This is a genomic window from Sphingomonas sp. PvP056, assembly GCF_040549155.1.
In the GTDB taxonomy this organism is placed as follows: Bacteria; Pseudomonadota; Alphaproteobacteria; order Sphingomonadales; family Sphingomonadaceae; genus Sphingomonas.
On sequence record NZ_JBEPST010000003.1, the window covers coordinates 464,215 to 482,662 of the forward strand.

Genomic DNA, 18,448 nt, shown 5'->3' on the forward strand with positions numbered 1-18,448 from the left:
GTCGTCCCTCTCATGCCCGGTTCGTCACGACGGCCGAGCTTGTCGCGGGCCTGAGTGCCGACAAGCCGCGGCGCGCACAAGGGCACCGCGCGATGCATACGAATGCAGCGTGGGACAGTGGGTCAGGGCAAGGCTTGCATGACGGCCCCGTGCGGTTCCAAGACGCGGCTGATGCAGACTCCACGCCTCCACCGGCAGGGCCGGGAACAGAATCCGCTGCTGGTGATCGACGATTTCTGGCCCGATCCCGAAATGCTGCGCGAAGACGCGGCGTCCCTGCGGATGGGCGAGATCGGGCCGCATTACCCGGGTGTCCGCGCCGAAGTGCCGCCGCGGCTGGCGGAGACGATCCGGCGCAAGGTGGCCCCCTTGCTGGCCGAGCATTTCGGGCTCGACCCGGCACCGCGCGTGTCGGAGGCCTATTATTCGCTCGTCACGACCGATCCTGCGCGGCTCGCGCCAATCCAGCGGTTGCCGCATTTCGACGGGGTGGAAGCGCGCCGGATCGCGGTGCTGTTGTTTCTCGGGCATGGCGTGCAGGGTGGAACGGCCTTCTACCGCCAGCGCGAGACGGGGTTCGAGAGCGTGGACGCGGCGCGGCTGGACCGGTTCAAGGGCGCGCTCGCGGACGGGGTGCGGGCGAACGGAATGCCCGAGGCCGCGTATATCGCGGGCGATACGCCGCTGTACGAGCGGATCGAGGTGCAGCCGGGGGCGTATAATCGCGCTTTGGTCTATGCGGGAAACACGTTGCACTGCGCGGATCTGCCGCCCGAGGTGGTGTTGAGCGGGGATCCGCTGGTGGGGCGGTTGACGTTGAATGTGTTCTTGTTTGACGAATGAGGGTGGTGGGTGGGTTGTGCTTGCTTACCACTACACCCTTTTGCACTTCCCCGGCGGAGGCCGGGGCCCAGGAGGACAGGCTTTTCAAACTGGGCGCAGCGCAGCGAACTTCTGCGCTACTCCTGGGCCCCGGCCTTCGCCGGGGAAGCAGTAGAAGTTGCGGGACTTGAACGCCGAAACTCGCGCGTCGGTACGACTGACCCCGTCGGCACCCCCCGCCCTACCCACCGCGACTTGCCCGCACCACCAGCCCCCCTGACTAACGCTTCCCCGGCGGAGGCCGGGGCCCAGAAGGACAGGTTTTTCAAACTGGGCGCAGCGCAGCGAACTTCTGCGCACCTCCTGGGCCCCGGCCTTCGCCGGGGAAGCAGTAGAAAGGGGGTACCGCGTCTGGCGCTGCTCCCCCCGATAGCGCCGTCCTACCCCCCGCTACTCGCCCGCACGACCAACCGCGTCGCAAGCGGCGCGGGGGTGACCGCGTCGCCGTGCAGCCGCGCCAGCAGTGTCGCGACGAGCACCTCCCCCGCTTGCCGCGCATCCTGCGCGACCGTGGAGAGCGGCGGGCTGGTCAGCGACGCGGACGGAATATCGTCGAAGCCGACGATCGCGACGTCGTCCGGCACCCGCCGCCCCGCCGCCGCCAGCGCGCGCATCGCACCGATCGCGATGCTGTCGCTTGCGGCGAAGATCGCGTCGTAGGAAGCACCGCGCCGCGACAATTCCGCGATCGCTTCCAGCCCCGAGTCCTCGAGCGTCAGCGCATCGACTCGCAACGTCGCGTCGACCTCCAGCCCCGCTTCGGCGAGGGCCTGGCAATACCCGCGATACCGCTCCTCGACTTCGGGATAGCGGCTGTCCGCCGTACCCAGAAATGCAATCCGTCGCCGACCGCGGGCGATCAGGTGCGCGGTCGCCTGTGCGCCACCGTCGCGATTGTCCGACCCAACCGTGATCGCACCGGGCCCCGTCCCCACTGCGCCCCAGCGGACGACATGCGATCCTTGCTCGGCGAGATGATCGAGCCGCACGCGATACGTATCGTAATCGCCATAGCCGAGCAGGATGATCCCGTCGGCCTTGTGGCTGTCCTGATAATCGACGTGCCAGTCGCCCGACAACTGCTGGAACGAGATCAGCAGGTCGTAACCAGCCTTGGCCGACGCCCGCGTGATCGACCCCAGCATCGATAAAAAGAATGGGTTTATAGCACCATCCTCTTCCGCCGCTTCCTCGAAGAAGAGCAATGCAAGCGTATGCGTGGCCTGACTCCGCAGGCTCGACGCGTTCTTGTCGACCGCATAATTGAGCTTCCGCGCGATCGCCTCGATCCGCGCCCGGGTCTGCGGGTTAACCGTCTTAACCCCCCGTAAAGCGCGCGAAACCGTCGGCTGCGACACGCCGGCGAGCTGTGCGATATCAAGGGAAGTCGGCCGTCTCGCCATCGTTGCAACCGTCCAGATAAGCGCCCGCCCTGATGCCGACGTGCGCGGACACGCTACACCGGAAAGCCTTTCGAGAATACGTATGCCCGATCCTTCTGCAAACTCCCCGTTCGAAATATAGCAGCGCCAGGGCAATCGACGCTGAATCACGACGTCGACGAAACTGTACGTGAGGATCTGCGGGCTGGGCCCGCTCGAAAGGGAACGCCACCAAATGACCGAACAAGCGATGAGCCGCGCCATGAGCGCGACCGCACCCGCACGCCTGCTGTCCGAGACGTTGATCGGCCGCCGTGTGAGCGTGATCGCGCTTGCCGCTGCGCTTGTTACGCCAGGCGTCGCGTTTGCGCAGGACGCAGCAACGACCGCCAACGCCAACCCGACCGCCAAGGCGCAGGTCGAGGCGACGACGACCCAGGCCGAGCCGACGCCGGCACCCGCCGCGCCCGCCGAGACCCCGGCCGAAGCTGCTGCCGCGACCGTCGACGAGAACATCGTCGTCACCGGCATCCGCGCAGGTCTTGCCAGCTCGGCGAAGATCAAGCGCCAGTCGGTACTGATCGTCGACTCCGTTTCCGCCGAGGACGTCGGCAAGCTGCCCGACGTGTCGATCGCGGACTCGCTCGCGCGTCTTCCCGGCGTCACCGCGCAGCGGCTCGAGGGCCGCGACCAGCGCCTGTCGATCCGCGGCCTCGGCCCCGACTTCTCGACCACGCTGCTCAACGGGCGCGAGCAGGTCACGACGGGGGACAATCGCGGCGTCGAGTTCGACCAATATCCGTCGGAATTCTTCAAGAACGTCAACGTCTACAAGTCGGCGGACGCCTCGCTGATCGCGGCCGGTATCGCCGGCACGGTCGACCTGCGGATGCTGCGCCCGCTCGACCAGGGCAAGCGCATCCTCGCGGTCAGCGCGCGCGGCCAGATGAACGGGATCGACAAGCTCAACCCCGACGGCACGCGCTACGGCTATCGCGCGTCGGCGACCTATGTCGACAAGTTCGCGGGCGACACGCTGGGGATCGCGCTCGGCCTGTCCGCGACGCAGACGCCGTCGCAGAACGAGCGCTACAACGCGTGGGGCTATAGCGGCACCGGCACGGATGCCGATCCGTTCCTCGTCAACGGCGCGAAGCCCTATGTCCAGTCGAACAAGCTGAAGCGCTTCGGCGGCGTCGCAACGATCGAGTGGCGGCCGTCCGACACGTTCCATTCGACCTTCGACGCGCTGTATTCGCATTTCGAGGAAACGCAGATCCTGCGCGGGATCGAGTTCCCGCTCGGTGGCCAGCTCGCTAGCGCAGGCACTGCGAACGGCACGACCGTGTCGAACGTGACGAGCGCGAACGGTTTCGCCACCCAGGCAACGTTCGGCAACGTCTTCGGCGTGCAGCGCAACGACTATAACCAGCGCAAGGCGGACAATTACTCGCTCGGTTGGAACAACGACCTCAAGCTGACCGACACGATCCACCTCAACGTCGACGCCAGCTGGAGCCATGCGGACCGCACCGACTTCCTGCTCGAAACCAACACCGGCACCGGCTTCTCGAAGACCGGCGTTGCCGACACCGTCACGGTCAAGCAGAACGGCAACGGCACCTACACCTTCGCGCCGACGCTCGACTATACCGACACCAACGTGTTCAAGCTGACCGATCCGCAAGGATGGGGCAACAACGGCAACCAGCAGGTCGTCCAGACGGGCTTCCTCAACCGGCCGAGCTTCAAGGACGATCTAAAGTCGCTCCGCGCGAACCTCAACGGCGAGTTCTCGGACAGCGTCGTCAAGGGTTGGGAAGCCGGCGTCAACTACAGCCAGCGCAAGAAGACCAGCGCGTACACGTCCTACTTCCTGTGCCCGCCGGGTGGTGGCACGAACTGCACCGTGGCGAGCGGTTCGCCGCTCAGCAGCACCGTCCCCGCGGACGCGCTGCTCGGGACCAACGTCGCGCTCGGCTATCTCGGCATTCCGCAGATGCTGACGCTCGATCCGTTGTCGCTGTACAACAACACGCTGCAGTCGGCGTTCGACGGTCGCCCGTCCGCGCTGGTGCGGGACAACGTCGTGCTCGAGAAGATCTGGACCGGCTACGCCAAGGTCACGATCGACGGGATGGTCGGCGACAAGCCGCTCAAGGGGTCGATCGGCACGCAGGTCATTCATTCGGACCAGAGCTCGACCGGGCAGATCGCCAGTGTCGTCAACGGCGTGGTGACAATCGCCCCGGTGTCGCAAGGGGTGAAGTACACCAACGTCCTGCCCTCGGCGACGATGTCGCTCGAACTGATCCCGCTGGGCTTCGTCAAGATGGGCGCATCGCAGACGATGATCCGTCCGCGGCTCGACCAGGAGCGTGTCACGCAGGACGTGGCGATCAACCTGACCAACATCGGCCAGACGCCCGCCGGCCTGTTCCCGGTGTTCACCTCGACCGGCGGCAACGTCAATTTGAAGCCGTACAAGTCGACCAACATCGACATGTCGTTCGAGAAGTATTTCAACGCAGGCGGCTATGTCGCGCTGTCGGGCTACTTCAAGCACCTGACCGACTTCGTCGATCCGAACAACTCGCTGCCGTATGACTTCTCGGGGCTGCTTCCCGCATTGACGCCCGCGCAGCAGGCGCAGGTGATCGCGGCTGGCCAGACCACCGGCAACGTCTCGACGCCTGCCAATACCGGACGCGGCGAAGTGCTCGGTGTCGAAGCGACGCTGTCGCTGCCGTTCAAGGCGATCACGTCCTTCCTCGACGGGTTCGGCGTCTTCGCAAGCGGCAACTATACCGAGTCGACGATCAAGTACGCGAGCAATCCGACCCAGGCGATCACCCTGCCCGGACTGTCGGCGTGGACCGGCAGCGGGACGATCTACTTCGAGAAGCACGGGTTCCAGGCGCGCGCGAACTATCGCTACCGCTCGAGCTTCCTTGCCGAAGTGGCCGGCCTGTCGGCGAACCCGACGTACCGGACGGCGCGGGCCGAGGCGATCCTCGATGCGCAGATCGGGTATGAGTTCCAGAGCGGACCGCTCAAGAACTTCGCGATCCTGGCACAGGCGAAGAACCTGACCGATCGTCCGTTCGTGACCTACCAGAACGACGATCCGCGCCAGGTGATCGATTACCAGCGTTACGGTCGCGACTATTATGTGGGCGTCACCTACAAGTTCTGAACGTAGCCGACGGCTGGCGACGAACCTGTTTCGTCGCCAGCCGATCTGCTGTCTGTTCGTGTAATAGCGGGGACGTCGACCATGACTCAGCAGCCTGAACCGATCAGGATCGTCATCGTCGGTGGCGGGACTGCCGGATGGATGACCGCGGCGACCTTCGCCCGCTTCCTCGAGGTCGGGTTCGAAATCGACCTTATCGAGTCCGACGAAATCGGCACGGTCGGCGTCGGCGAAGCGACGATCCCGCAGATCCGGCTGTTCAACGATGCGCTCGGGCTCGACGAAGACGCGTTCCTCCGCGCGACGCAGGGGACGTACAAGCTCGGGATCGAATTTGTCGACTGGCTGCGGCCGGGGCATCGCTACATGCATGCGTTCGGCGATGTCGGGCGCGATGTCGGGCTGCTGCCGTTCCACCAATATTGGCTGCGGGCGAAGGCGCTTGGCACTGCCAAGGACCTGACCGCCTATTCGCTCAACAATCAGGCCGCTCTGGCGGACCGGATGCAGCGTGGCCCGGCGCGGACCGCGCGAGTGCTCCCCGACATGCCGTCCGCGTTTCACTTCGACGCCGGGCTCTATGCGCGGCATTTGCGGCGCTACAGCGAGACGCGCGGGATTAACCGGATCGAGGGCAAGGTCGCGCGCGTCGAACAGGATTCGGGCGGCGACGTCTCCGCTGTCGTGCTCGAAAACGGCACGACGCTATCGGCGGATCTCTACATCGACTGCACCGGCTTTCGCGGACTGCTGATCGAGCAGACGCTCAAGACCGGCTATGACGACTGGACGCACTGGCTCCCCGCGAACCGTGCGATCGCGGTGCCATCCGAGCGCAGTGCCGCGTTCACGCCTTACACTCGCTCAACCGCCAAGGCGGCGGGCTGGCAGTGGCGCATTCCGTTGCAGCATCGCACCGGCAACGGGCTGGTCTATTCCTCGCAGCATCTGAGCGACGACGAGGCGACGGCGACCTTGCTTGCCGGGCTCGACGGGGAAGCGCTCGCAGATCCGCGTCCGATCCAGTTCACGACCGGCAAGCGGCGCAAGATGTGGAACCGCAACGTCGTTGCGATCGGGCTGTCGGGCGGGTTCCTCGAACCGCTCGAATCCACCAGCATCCATATGATCCAGTCGGCGATCGCACGGCTGATGAAGCTGCTCCCTGGGCGCACGATCGCCGAGGCGGACCGCGTCGAGTTCAATCGCCAAAGCGATTTCGAATACGAACGGATCCGCGACTTCATCATCCTGCACTATCACGCGAACGACCGGAGCGAGCCGTTCTGGAAGATGTGCCGCGAACAGGCGCTGCCCGAAACGCTCTCCGCCAAGCTCGCGCTGTGGCGCGGCAACGGCCACATCACGCGCGAGCATGAGGAACTCTTCACCGAAGTCGGCTGGTTCCAGGTGCTCGCCGGGCAAGGCGTGATGCCCGCCGGATACCATCCGCTCGCCGATGCGATCCCGGCGACGGATCTCGCGGAATTTCTCGATACGATCGACCAGCTCAACGCCCGTGAGGTTGCCCAGATGCCAAGCCATGCCGATTTCATCGCGCGCCACTGCGCCGCGCCCGCTCCCGTTACTGGGCCGGTGACGGCATGAGCATCACGATGGCATTGCTGCTCGCGCTCGGAGGCCAGGCCGCCGCGCCCGCGGCTGTTCCTGCCGCGGTCCCGATCGAACAGGTCCGAGCCCGCAAGGCCGAGGACGAGGTGATCTACTTCGTCCTGCCCGACCGGTTCGAGAATGGCGATCCGTCCAACGACAAGGGCGGGTTGAACGGCGACCGACTGACCACCGGCTATGATCCGACGTCCAAGGGTTTCTACCACGGCGGCGACCTCAAGGGGTTGATGCAGCGGCTCGATTACATCCAGTCGCTTGGCGTCACCGCGATCTGGGTCGCGCCGATCATCAAGAACAAGGCGGTCCAGGGCGGCAAAGGCCATGAGAGCGCGGGCTATCACGGCTATTGGATCACCGACTTCACCAAGGTCGATCCGCATTTCGGCAGCGACGCCGAGTTCGCCGCGTTCGTCGACGCGGCACATGCGCGCGGTATGAAGGTCTATATGGACATCATCGCCAACCACACGGCGGACGTGATCCAGTACCGCGAATGCACGAACAAGCCGTGCACGTATCGCAGCAAGGGCGACTATCCCTATCAGCGGCGTGGCGGCGTGAACGGCAAGCCCATCAACCCCGGGTTCACGGGCGATGCGGTCCAGACACCCGCGAATTTCGCGAAGCTGACCGACCCGGCCTATGCCTACACGCCGTTCGTGCCCGCAGCGGAAGCGAGCGTGAAGGTGCCCGCGTGGCTCAACGACCCGAAATATTACCATAACCGCGGGGATACGACCTTCTCGGGTGAGTCCGCGCGCTACGGCGATTTCGCCGGGCTCGACGATCTAATGACCGAGGATCCGCGCGTGATCGCCGGGTTCATCAGCATCTACGGCAGCTGGATCGACCGGTTCGGCGTCGACGGCTTCCGCATCGACACCGCGCGCCACGTGAACCCCGAATTCTGGCAAGCGTTCGTTCCCGCGATGCAATCGCGTGCCGCCGCGCGCGGCATCCCCAACTTCCCGATCTTCGGCGAAGTCTATTCGGAAGCGGTCGACCCGGGTTACACCGCGCAGTTCACGCGGCGTGACAAATATCCCGAAGTGCTCGACTTCTCGTTCCAGGCGGCGGCGCGCGGGATGCTCAGCGGCAAGACCGGGACCGACGTGTTCGCCAAGCTGATCGACGGCGACGTGCTGTACGAAGGCGGCGATGCGACCGCACTGCGGTTGCCGACGTTCCTCGGCAATCACGACATGGGGCGGATGGGGCATATGCTCGATGAGGCGTGGCCCAAGGCGACCGAGGCCGAGCGGCTTCAGCGGATGACGCTCGCGCATGTCCTGCTGCTGTCGGCGCGGGGCGTGCCGACGATCTATTCGGGCGACGAGCAGGGCTTTACCGGCCATGGCGGCGACCAGGACTCGCGCGAGGACATGTTCGCCAGCAAGGTCGAGACCTATAACGACAACCGGCTGATCGGCACGACCACCACCACCGCGACCGAGCATTTCGGGACGGACAATCCGATCTTCCAGACGATCGCGAAGCTTTCGCAGATCCGCCGCGATCATCCGCAACTTCGTCACGGTCGCACCGTCGTCCGTGCGGCATCGGACAAGCCCGGTCTGCTCGCCTTCACGCGCGGAGACGATGACGGGAAAGAGATCCTCGTCGCGCTCAATACGTCCAGCCAGCCCGTCACCGCGAACGTCGAAGTCGGCGCGCAATCCGCCGGCTTCGCGACGCTCGCCGGAAGCTGCCCCGCCCGCGTGACCGCGCCCGGTTCGCTGATGATAACGCTCCCACCGCTCGGCTACGCGATCTGCGCCGCCGCCCCTGCCCGCCTCCCCAGCAAATGAGCCTCATGACCGCCGCTATCGTCCAGCCCGACCCGTCCGCCACCGATCCGTGGTGGAAGGGCGCCGCCATCTATCAAATCTATCCGCGCAGCTTTGCCGATTCCAACGGCGACGGGATCGGCGACCTCGCCGGTATCACCGCGCACCTCGACCATGTCGCATCGCTCGGGATGGATGCGGTGTGGCTGTCGCCGTTCTTTACCTCGCCGATGAAGGACTTCGGGTATGACGTGGCGGATTACCGCGACGTCGACCCGATCTTCGGCACGCTCGACGATTTCGACGCGCTGATCGCGCGGGCGCACGAGCTCGGGCTGCGGATCATCATCGATCAGGTCTATTCGCACACGTCGGACGATCACCCCTGGTTTCAGGAAAGCCGCGCGAGCCGGTCGGGCGACAAGGCGGACTGGTATGTCTGGGCCGACGCCAAGCCCGACGGCAGCCCGCCGTCCAACTGGCAATCGGTGTTCGGCGGCCCGGCGTGGACATGGGACGCGCGCCGCCAGCAATATTATCTGCATAACTTCCTGAAGGAGCAGCCGCAGCTCAACGGGCACAATCCGGCGGTGCAGCAGGAACTGCTCGATACCGCGCGCTTCTGGCTCGATCGCGGGGTGGACGGCTTCCGGCTGGATGCGATCAACTTCGCGATGCACAACCCGGCGTTGACGGACAACCCGCCTGCCCCGGCGACCAACCGCGCGCGAACACGCTCGTTTGATTTCCAGCTCAAGCTGCACAATCAGAGCCATGCCGATATTCCGGCGTTCCTCGAACGGATCCGGGCGCTGACCGACTCCTATGGCGCTGGCTTCACCGTCGCAGAGATCGGTGGCGAGGATAGCGACCGCGAGATGAAGCTGTTCACGGCGGGCGGCAAGCGGCTCGACAGCGCGTACAGCTTCGACTTCCTTTATGCCGATGCGTTGACGCCCGATCTCGTCGCGGATTCGCTCGCGCGCTGGCCCAATGATCCGACGATCGGCTGGCCGAGCTGGGCGTTCGAGAATCACGATGCGCCACGCGCGGTGTCGCGCTGGACGACGCCCGAGCATGCGAACGCGTTTGCGCGGATGAAGCTGCTGCTGCTGGCGTGCCTGCGCGGCAACATCTTCCTGTATCAGGGCGAGGAACTCGGGCTGACCCAGGTCGACATCGCGTTCGAGGATCTGCTCGATCCGGAGGCAATCGCCAACTGGCCGATGACCTTGTCGCGCGATGGCGCGCGGACGCCGATGCCGTGGGTCGGCAACGCGCCCGACCTGGGGTTCGGGAGCGAGACGCCGTGGCTTCCGTTCGGCGGCGATCACGCAGCCCTCGCGATCGACGTGCAGGATGCGGACGCGGGGTCGTTGCTCAACTGGACGCGCCGCGTGGTCGCGACCCGCAACGCGTACCGCGCTTTGCGCAACGGCGATCTGCGCATGCTGTACAATGACGACGCGCTCCTCGCGTTCGAACGCGAGGGCGACGGCGAACGCTTGCTGTGCGTGTTCAACTTCGGCGATACCGCGCACGCCTGGCCCGAAGGGGTCAGCCACGACGGGTCCGTCCTGATCGGCACGCAGGACGCGATCGACAGCCTTGCTCCGTTCGCTGCGATGGTGCTGCGCCGGTGACGTCGCCAGCCGGGGACCGACGCGACGCGAAGGCGATCGTGATCCTCGGCGGGGGCACGGCTGGCTGGATCGCGGCATGCCTGATCGCGCATCGCTGGCCCAATGCGCACGTGACTTTGGCCGAAAGCCCCGAGATCGGGATCGTCGGGGTGGGCGAAGGCTCGACCCCGCAATTGAGGGCGTTCTTCGAAACGATCGGGGTGGATGAGGCGGAATGGATGCCCGCCTGCGATGCAACCTACAAGCTCGGGATCGACTTCGCGGGCTGGTCGGATCGGGCGGGGTTCGAGCGGTATTTCCACCCCTTCCCGACCGCGCTCGACAGCCATACGGCGGGCTCGTTCTTCTACAATACGCGCGCGCGTCGCACGGGGCGTGACGTCGTCGCGCATCCCGACCGCTTCCTCCTCCCCGCGCGACTTGCGGCAGACGCGTGTGCGCCGCAGGGTGACGAGCGCTTTCCGTTCGAGGTCAGTTACGGCTATCATTTCGATGCGTATAAGGTCGGCGCGTTTCTCGCGCAGCACGCGGTTGGCAAACTCGGCGTGACGCATCTTCAGCGGCGCGTGACGCGGGTGGACCGGCGCACGGATGGCGGGATTGCCGCGCTGCTATGTGACGACGGGGCAAGCATCACGGGCGACCTCTTCATCGACAGCAGCGGGTTTCGCAGCGTGCTGTTCGAGCAGACACTCGGCGTGCGCTTCGTCAGTTATGCCGACAGCCTGTTCAACGATCGCGCGGTGGTCCTCCCCACGCCACGCGATCCGTCCAAACCGCTGCCGAGCCAGACCCGCGCCACGGCGTTGTCGGCGGGATGGGCGTGGGACATCCCGCTCACCAGCCGCACCGGCAACGGCTATGTCTATTCCAGCCGCCATCTGACGCCGCAACAGGCCGAGGCCGAACTGCGCGCGCATCTTGGGGTTGGCGCGGCGGGCACCGCGCGGCATTTGAATATGCGCGTCGGGCGGGTCGCGGAAAGCTGGTCGTACAACGCGCTGGCGGTCGGGCTTGCGCAAGGGTTCCTCGAACCGCTCGAGGCGACCGCGCTGCATTTGGTGATTGCGACGGTGGAAGCCTTCCTCGACGCGGTCGATGCGGATGGCTTCACCCAAGCCGCCCGCGTGCCCTTCAACGCGCGGATCGCGGCGCGGTATGACGGCGTGCGCGATTACATCGTTGCGCATTACCGGCTCAACCAGCGCCATGCCGATCCCCACGGCTATTGGGCGGCAGCCCGCAAGGTCGAGCCGTCGGATACGCTTAAACGTTTGATGTCCGCCTGGTTCACCGGCGCGGACCTCGTCGCCGAGATCGATCGGCTCGACATCGCGCGCTACTATAACGCGATCAGCTGGCATTGCCTGTTCGCGGGCTACGGCACCTTTCCCGACGATGCGCGGCTGGTCCCGCCCGGCCCCGATATCGACCGGATCGACATGGACCGAATCGACGATTTCCTGCGCCGATGCGCGCTCAATTTTCCGCCCCACCAGACCTGCCTCCCCCGGCCAATTACCTGAAAGACCTTTGATGAAACGCCTCCCCCTCGCGCTGCTGCTCGCGTCCGTCGCGCTGCCGCTGACCGCTACCGTCGCGCACGCGCAGACCGCCGCTCCCGCCCCCACGCTGGCCGCACAGAATGACGGCGTCGAGGTCACCGCGGGCGCGCTGAAGATGAAGCTGATCGCGCTCTCGGACGACCTCGTCCGCGTCCGGATCGCGCGCGATGGCGTCTATCCCGAGGATGCGAGCTGGGCGGCCTTGCCCGCGCAGCGCAAAAGCCGCGCAAAGGTCACTGCGACCCCCGACGGCTTCACGACCGCACACCTCCGCATCCGCATCGGTGCGGGCGGCGCGGTGACGTTCGAGACGCTCGACGGCAAGATCATCTCCGCCGAGGCAGCGCCCGTCGCGATCGACGGCAAGGCGTTCAAGATCGCCAAGACGCTCCCCGTCACCGAGCATTTCTACGGCCTCGGCGACAAGACCGGCGGGCTGGACCGGCGCGGGAAGGAATTCGTCGACTGGAATACCGATGCGTTCGGCTTCACCAGCGGGGACGACCCGATCTACAAGTCGATCCCGTTCTTCGCCTCCACGGGCGGCGCGGGGGGTAGCTATGGGGTGTTGCTCGACAATACGTATCGCACCTGGTTTGACTTCGGCCACCGCGATGCCGAGACGCTGACCTTCGGTGGCCCCGACGGCCCGATCGATTATTACTTCGTCAACGGCCCCAGTCTTGCCGAGGTCACGCGCCGCTACGCCGGGCTGACCGGTCGTTCGCCGCTCGCGCCGAAATGGGCGCTGGGGTATCAGCAGTCGCGCTACAGCTATATGTCCGCCGACGAGGTGCGCGACATTGCGCAGCACCTGCGTGCGGACCGGGTGCCGACCGACGTGATCTGGCTCGACATCGATTATCAGGATCGCAACCGACCGTTCACGACCAACCCGAAGACGTTCCCGGACCTGCCGGGTCTGGTGAAGGACATGAAGGCGGAAGGGATCAAGCTGATCGCGATCACCGACCTGCACATCGCCAAGGCCGACACCGGCTATGCGCCCTACACTACCGGCAAGCGGATCGACGCGTTCGTCAAGAACCCTGACGGCAGCGACTATGTCGCGCCGGTGTGGCCGGGGGATTCGGTCTTCCCCGACTTTACCACGACCAAGGCGCGGACCTGGTGGGGAACGCTGTACAAGGGGTTCCTCGACGCGGGCGTTGCGGGCTTCTGGAACGACATGAACGAGCCGGCGATCTTCAATACGCCGACCAAGACGATGCCGCTCGATACGGTCCATCGCATCGACAGCGACGACTTCGCGCCCCGCACCGGCGATCACCGCGAGATCCACAATGTCTACGGGATGCAGAACACGCGGGCGACCTATGACGGGCTGCTCGCGCTCCGCCCCAACGAGCGCCCGTTCGTGATGACGCGCGCGAGCTATGCGGGCGGGCAGCGCTATTCGGTGACCTGGACCGGCGACAATCTCGCGACCTGGGATCACCTCAAGCTGTCGGTCCACCAGATCATCAATCTCGGCCTGTCGGGCTTCGCCTATAGCGCCGCCGACGTCAGCGGGTTCGCGGGCGGGCCGAGCCCCGATCTGCTGACGCGCTGGTTCGAGATCGGTGCGTTCACGCCCGTCTTCCGCGATCACTCGGCGACCGGCACGCCGCGGGTCGAGCCGTGGGTCGACGGCCCCGACCATCTCGCGATCCGCCGCCGCTTCGTCGAGGAACGCTATCGGCTGATGCCGTATTTCTACGCGCTGGCGGACCAGAACAGCCGGTTGGGCGACCCGATCATGCGCCCGGTGTTCTACGATTACCCAAGTGCCGCGTCGGCCAGCTGCAACCAGTCGATGGCGTTCACGCTCGGCAAGGCGCTGCTGATCGCGCCGCCGCCCAGCCCGGAATCGCCGCAGACCTATGACGTCTGCCTGCCCGCCGGGGGCTGGTATGATTACTGGACCGGCTTGCGCACCGGCACGCCCGAGCCGACCACGCAAGGCCCGATCCAGTCGGCGACACAGGCCGTCCCGACCGCACGCAGCAACGGCGACCGCGTCAGCGAGACGCCGCGGCTCGATCGCTTGCCGGTGTTCGTCCGAGCAGGCACCATCCTTCCGCGCCAGCCGCTCGTTCAGAGCACTGCGCAGACGCCTTCGGGGCCGCTGATGCTCGACGTCTATCCGGGCGCGGAGTGCGTCGGCACGCTGTACGAGGATGACGGCACGACGCTGGCCTATCAGCGCCGCGGGTTCCTGCGGCAGAAGGTGACATGCGCGATGACGCCGAACGGGCTGTCGATCGCGTTCGACACGCGCGAGGGGAGCTTCAAGCCGTGGTGGTCGCAAGTCACCGTGACGGTTCATGGGTGGTCGACGGCTGCGACCGCGACGGTGAACGGCAAGCGGGTAGCGAGCATGGTCGATAGCGCGGGGCAGACCGTGACGTTCACGATGGCGGCACCGGTCAAGGCGTCAACGATCGTGGTGGCAAGGTAGGTCGGGGCGTGGGAGGTTAAGCGGAAACGCGTTGCGAAACCGCGCCTGTCCGTTCGGGATAGGGGTGGTTTTGTCCTGGCGAAGCGCGGGTCCAACCATAGCGGAACGGCGGTTTGCAGGATAGTTGATGAACACCTTCGGTGTTCCTGATAAAGCGTGAGTTCTACAAAACCGTCCGTCATCCTGAACTTGTTTCAGGATCCAGCCCTCCGCGAATCCGGACTATGCCTGTTGCGCGGTGGATGCTGAAACAAGTTCAGCATGACGGCAGCTTTTGGGGCGCGGAGTGCCTGCTCCTCCCTCCGCAGCCGCACGGAAGCCCCTACTCCCCCGATTGCGGCCCCAGCCCTGCCGCGAAGGCGATCCGCAGCGCGTCGGGGAAGCTCGGCACGTCGAGCTTCGCCATCAGATTGGCGCGGTGGACCTCGACGGTGCGCGGGCTGATGCCGAAATCGAACGCGATCGTCTTGTTGGGCAGGCCGTGCGCGAGTTGCTGCAGCACGTCGCGTTCGCGTGGCGTCAACGCGGCGATCCGTACGCGCGCCGCATCCGCTTCGGCGGCGTGGCGGTCGGCGTCCTCGATCCGCCCGATCGCCGCCTCGACCATCCCGAGCAGGACCGCGCGTTCGAACGGCTTCTCGAGGAAATCGACCGCCCCGCCCTTCATCGCGCGGACCGCGGTGCCGACGTCGCCGTGCCCGGTCAGGATGATGACGGGCATCGCGATCCCGCGCTCTGCCAGCGCCGCCTGGACCTCCAGCCCGTCCATCTCGGGCATGCGCACGTCCAGCAGGATGCACCCCATCGGGGCATGACGCGCTTCCTTGAGGAACGCGACCCCGCTCGGCCAGGTATGCACCGCATAGCCCGCGGTGCGCAGCATGAAGCCCGCGGACTTGCGGATCGCTTCCTCGTCGTCGACGATGTGGACCACGGGTCGTTCAGTCATCGCGGGCCTCCGGCTGTGCGAGCGGGATGGTGAAGTGGAAGGCGGTGCCGACCGGACGGGATTCCGCCCAGATCCGCCCGCCATGCGCCTCGATGATCGTCCGGCAGATCGACAGGCCAAGCCCCATCCCGTCGCGCTTGGTGCTGGCGAAGGCCCCGAACATGTTGCCGACGATCGCCGGATCGAGCCCGGTACCGCTGTCGGTAACGGTGACCTGCGCGAAGTCGCCCTGCCGCCGCGCCGAGACGCGGACGATCCCGCCGGGGTCGGCCGGGATTGCCTCGACCGCATTGCGCAACAGGTTGATCAGCACTTGCTGGATCTGGACCCGATCGACCAGCACTGGTCCGGTCGCCGGATCGATCGCGCGATCGATCCGGATCGTGGGGGTCGCCGCGCCGACGCGCCCCAGCGCGCACGCATCGTCGACGATATCGCCGACCGTCTCGACCGACTTGTCGAGTTCGCCGCGGGCGACGAAATCGCGCAGCCGACGCACGATCTTCCCGGCGCGAAGCGCTTCCGCAGCGGCTTCGGCAAGCGCTTCCTCGACAATCGCAGCGCTGCCCGGTGCGCCCTCCTGCAGCAGCGCGAGCGACGTCTCGACGTAATTGGCGACCGCGGTGACCGGCTGGTTGAGTTCATGCGCCAGCGTCGACGCCATCGTCCCCATCGCGGTGACGCGCGAAATGTGGAGCAGTTCGGACTGGAGTTCGACGAGTTGGGCGGCGGCGCTCTCGCGTTCGGTGAGATCGCGGATGAACCCGGTAAACACCCGCCGCCCGCGCCCGCGCGCTTCGCCGATCGCGAGTTCGTGTGCGAAGGTCGTTCCGTCCTTGCGCAACCCGATGACGCGGCGCGCCTTGCCGATGATACGGCGCTCCCCCGTATCGAGATAGCGAGACAGATACCGGTCATGGGCTTCGCGGTCCGGCGTCGTCATCAGCATCGAGACGTTCCGGCCGATCACCTCGTGCTCGCCATAACCGAACAGCCGCTCCGCGGCGGCGCTGAACGACTGGATCACGCCGTGGTCGTCGATCACGATCATCGCATCGGGGACAGTCTCTAGGATCGAATTGAGCAGGATCGCGCTCGCCTCGATCGAACTGGCGGACGCACGCTCCGCGGTCACGTCGCGGACCACCAGCCAGAAGCCGTCGACCGAGCCGTCCGTGCCGGCGATCGCGGTCAGTGCGGTCGTCGCGCGGAACAGGCTGCCGGTCTTGTGGCGGCAGAGGTCGTCCGCGGTCTTGCGCTCGGTCGCGGGCATGGCGGTGAGGTGATTGCGCATGGCAGCGCCCGCGCTGGGGGCGAGCAACCGCTCGACGGTTTCGCCGTCGATTTGCTCGAACGTCCAGCCGAACAGGCGATCTGCGGCAGCACTCCACCCATTGACGTGCCCCGCGTGATCCAGTCGCACGATGGCATGATCGGGCAGTGCGGCGATCAGGCTGGGCAAAGCAGACATGGTGTTGGCGCTGGTGCTGGTGACGGACGCCGCGCTCTCCCCATGCGAGCCCACCCCCAGCCCCTCCCTTTCAGGGAGGGGAGGAATGACGCGCGCGTTCGCGGCTTTTGACGGATCTTCGGATGGCATTGTCGTTCCCACTGCATCCCGGCTCTACCGCGACGCCTGTTCCCGGATATCTACGTAGTATCACGCAGAGCCCAGGTTGCGCGAAGGTTGTCGTGGATGTGGTGCCGCAAGCCGGACCATCAGGTCGACGAGCCGGGCGACGTCGCGTGGCTGGGGTTCGCTGGCCGAGGCGAGTACCCGGATGAAGCTCTCGAAATAGGCCGAGCGCCCCTGATAGGCGAGCGACCAGCCGGTGAAGCGCCGCGGGGCAATGGTTTCGTGCCGCAGGATCGTCACGTCGCTATGGCGCGGATCGCGCAAGATGTTCGCCATCAGCGGGTCGATCGCCTCGCGCCGCCCCTCGATCACCTGCGCGAAATGATGTTCGGTTGCGATCAGCGTGCCGGTGATGCCGAACGTCGCGTTACGCTCTCGCGCCTCGCCGACGATCGCGCGAACGGTACTGGCGGCCTGTTCGGGGGTGAATGTCGGCGTACTGAGATAAACGATGGAATGATGCATGGGTCGGCCGTCGATCGAGGTTTCCCGCATCGTCGATCGTCCCGCGCCCGTGCGCCATACGAACTTTCCCGAGGGTCGGCGCTACGCCGCCGCAAGCGCGGCAAGACCGGGTCCGTCGCGCACGACCAACGAGCGATAGTCGGGAAGCGCGATATGCCCCGAGCGTTCGAAGTCGCGCAATTTGCGGCTGACCGTCTCGATCGACAGTCCGAGCAGATCGCCCAACTGCTGCCGGCTGAGCGGGATCGCGATCCGTCCGGCGGCGTCGGGTCGGCTTCGCTCGGCGAGTTCGAGCAGGAAGGTGGCGACGCGTTGCGGCGCGGACAGCCGCGCCAGCATCAGCATCTGCCGTTGCGCGCGCGACAGGTCCGCCAGTGCCTGGACGAGCAGGGCGTGCTCGAGTTCCGGGGTCGTGGCCGCAAGCCGTTCGAACGCGGCGCGCGGGAAGACGCACAGCACCGCATCGGTGATCGCGGTGAGGCTATGGTCGCAGACGGGGCCGAACAGCCGACCGGCCATGTCGCCCGGAAACGCCAGCCCGACCAACTGTTCGCGTCCGTCGGACAGCATCAGGCTGCGTTTGAACACCCCAGCCCGGATGGTTGCGACGACCACCGAGTCCGCCCCTTCCCAGGCGAAGGTTTCGCCGGCGCGCAGCGTCTCGGTCCGGCGCAATGCGGCGAGTGCGATCCGCTGCGACGGCGGCAGGTGCGCGCAGATCGCGGGGTCCGCAACCGGGCACGTGTTGCACGACATGGCCGCGTCCATGTCATCGCGTGGGGATTGAAGTTGCATGAGCGTCCCTTCCGCCCACACGATAAGACCATCGGCCCCGCAACGATCGCCGTAA

Annotated in this window: 12 protein-coding genes; 7 read left to right on the top strand and 5 right to left on the bottom strand. The window is 66.1% G+C overall.

The annotated features are described in order from the left end of the window. The first annotated feature begins 171 nt into the window (after positions 1 to 171). Entirely contained in the window at positions 172 to 843 is a 672-nt protein-coding gene (locus ABIC17_RS09800; RefSeq protein WP_354281364.1) for a DUF6445 family protein, read from the top strand. A 419-nt stretch (positions 844 to 1,262) separates the two neighbouring features. Here the strand turns inward: ABIC17_RS09800 and ABIC17_RS09805 are convergent, their stop codons facing one another. Beyond that, positions 1,263 to 2,285: a LacI family DNA-binding transcriptional regulator gene (locus tag ABIC17_RS09805; protein ID WP_354281365.1), complete on the bottom strand. Its 1,023-nt coding sequence runs from the start codon at positions 2,283 to 2,285 to the stop codon at positions 1,263 to 1,265. A 214-nt stretch (positions 2,286 to 2,499) separates the two neighbouring features. On the opposite strand from ABIC17_RS09805, the gene ABIC17_RS09810 reads away from it, so the two are divergent. The 6 genes from ABIC17_RS09810 to ABIC17_RS09835 all read left to right on the top strand — a co-directional run bounded on the left by ABIC17_RS09810 (position 2,500) and on the right by ABIC17_RS09835 (position 14,548). Further along, positions 2,500 to 5,460 carry a TonB-dependent receptor gene (locus ABIC17_RS09810; protein ID WP_354281367.1) on the top strand — a complete coding sequence of 987 codons (2,961 nt, stop codon included), beginning with the start codon at positions 2,500 to 2,502 and terminating at the stop codon, positions 5,458 to 5,460. Positions 5,461 to 5,541: 81 nt separating this feature from the next. Then, on the top strand, positions 5,542 to 7,068 hold the full coding sequence (locus ABIC17_RS09815; protein WP_354281369.1) for a tryptophan halogenase family protein: 1,527 nt from the start codon (positions 5,542 to 5,544) through the stop codon (positions 7,066 to 7,068). After that, complete coding sequence (locus ABIC17_RS09820) at positions 7,065 to 8,900, top strand: alpha-amylase family glycosyl hydrolase (RefSeq protein WP_354281371.1); 1,836 nt, start codon at positions 7,065 to 7,067, stop codon at positions 8,898 to 8,900. The genes ABIC17_RS09815 and ABIC17_RS09820 overlap by 4 nt, the downstream gene beginning before the upstream one ends. 5 nt (positions 8,901 to 8,905) lie before the next feature. Beyond that, positions 8,906 to 10,522 (top strand): alpha-glucosidase, encoded by a 1,617-nt coding sequence (locus tag ABIC17_RS09825; RefSeq protein WP_354281373.1) that lies wholly within the window; start codon positions 8,906 to 8,908, stop codon positions 10,520 to 10,522. Then, positions 10,519 to 12,048 carry a tryptophan halogenase family protein gene (locus ABIC17_RS09830; protein WP_354281375.1) on the top strand — a complete coding sequence of 510 codons (1,530 nt, stop codon included), beginning with the start codon at positions 10,519 to 10,521 and terminating at the stop codon, positions 12,046 to 12,048. Before ABIC17_RS09825 ends, ABIC17_RS09830 begins: the two co-directional genes overlap by 4 nt. 10 nt (positions 12,049 to 12,058) lie before the next feature. Then, the gene (locus ABIC17_RS09835) at positions 12,059 to 14,548 is read left to right on the top strand and encodes a TIM-barrel domain-containing protein (RefSeq protein ID WP_354281377.1); all 2,490 of its coding nucleotides are present in this window, start codon (positions 12,059 to 12,061) and stop codon (positions 14,546 to 14,548) included. A gap of 322 nt (positions 14,549 to 14,870) precedes the next feature. Here ABIC17_RS09835 and ABIC17_RS09840 read toward each other — a convergent pair whose 3' ends face one another. From ABIC17_RS09840 to ABIC17_RS09855, 4 genes are all read right to left on the bottom strand, one after another. Beyond that, positions 14,871 to 15,497 (bottom strand): response regulator transcription factor, encoded by a 627-nt coding sequence (locus tag ABIC17_RS09840; RefSeq protein WP_354281379.1) that lies wholly within the window; start codon positions 15,495 to 15,497, stop codon positions 14,871 to 14,873. Beyond that, positions 15,490 to 16,968 carry a PAS domain-containing sensor histidine kinase gene (locus ABIC17_RS09845; protein ID WP_354281381.1) on the bottom strand — a complete coding sequence of 493 codons (1,479 nt, stop codon included), beginning with the start codon at positions 16,966 to 16,968 and terminating at the stop codon, positions 15,490 to 15,492. Before ABIC17_RS09845 ends, ABIC17_RS09840 begins: the two co-directional genes overlap by 8 nt. Before the next feature lie 189 nt (positions 16,969 to 17,157). Further along, positions 17,158 to 17,598, bottom strand: a complete 441-nt coding sequence (locus ABIC17_RS09850) for a BLUF domain-containing protein (protein WP_354281383.1) — start codon at positions 17,596 to 17,598, stop codon at positions 17,158 to 17,160. A gap of 81 nt (positions 17,599 to 17,679) precedes the next feature. After that, positions 17,680 to 18,393: a Crp/Fnr family transcriptional regulator gene (locus tag ABIC17_RS09855; RefSeq protein WP_354281385.1), complete on the bottom strand. Its 714-nt coding sequence runs from the start codon at positions 18,391 to 18,393 to the stop codon at positions 17,680 to 17,682. Positions 18,394 to 18,448 lie beyond the last annotated feature (55 nt).

Bases quoted from the DNA above. Each gene is read 5' to 3' on its own strand.
- ABIC17_RS09820 (WP_354281371.1), top strand. From the start codon at position 7,065: ATGAGCATCACGATGGCATTGCTGCTCGCGCTCGGAGGCCAGGCCGCC.
- ABIC17_RS09800 (WP_354281364.1), top strand. From the start codon at position 172: ATGCAGACTCCACGCCTCCACCGGCAGGGCCGGGAACAGAATCCGCTG.
- ABIC17_RS09855 (WP_354281385.1), bottom strand. From the start codon at position 18,393: ATGCAACTTCAATCCCCACGCGATGACATGGACGCGGCCATGTCGTGC.
- ABIC17_RS09840 (WP_354281379.1), bottom strand. From the start codon at position 15,497: ATGACTGAACGACCCGTGGTCCACATCGTCGACGACGAGGAAGCGATC.
- ABIC17_RS09835 (WP_354281377.1), top strand. From the start codon at position 12,059: ATGAAACGCCTCCCCCTCGCGCTGCTGCTCGCGTCCGTCGCGCTGCCG.
- ABIC17_RS09845 (WP_354281381.1), bottom strand. From the start codon at position 16,968: ATGTCTGCTTTGCCCAGCCTGATCGCCGCACTGCCCGATCATGCCATC.
- ABIC17_RS09815 (WP_354281369.1), top strand. From the start codon at position 5,542: ATGACTCAGCAGCCTGAACCGATCAGGATCGTCATCGTCGGTGGCGGG.
- ABIC17_RS09850 (WP_354281383.1), bottom strand. From the start codon at position 17,598: ATGCATCATTCCATCGTTTATCTCAGTACGCCGACATTCACCCCCGAA.
- ABIC17_RS09825 (WP_354281373.1), top strand. From the start codon at position 8,906: ATGACCGCCGCTATCGTCCAGCCCGACCCGTCCGCCACCGATCCGTGG.
- ABIC17_RS09810 (WP_354281367.1), top strand. From the start codon at position 2,500: ATGACCGAACAAGCGATGAGCCGCGCCATGAGCGCGACCGCACCCGCA.
- ABIC17_RS09805 (WP_354281365.1), bottom strand. From the start codon at position 2,285: ATGGCGAGACGGCCGACTTCCCTTGATATCGCACAGCTCGCCGGCGTG.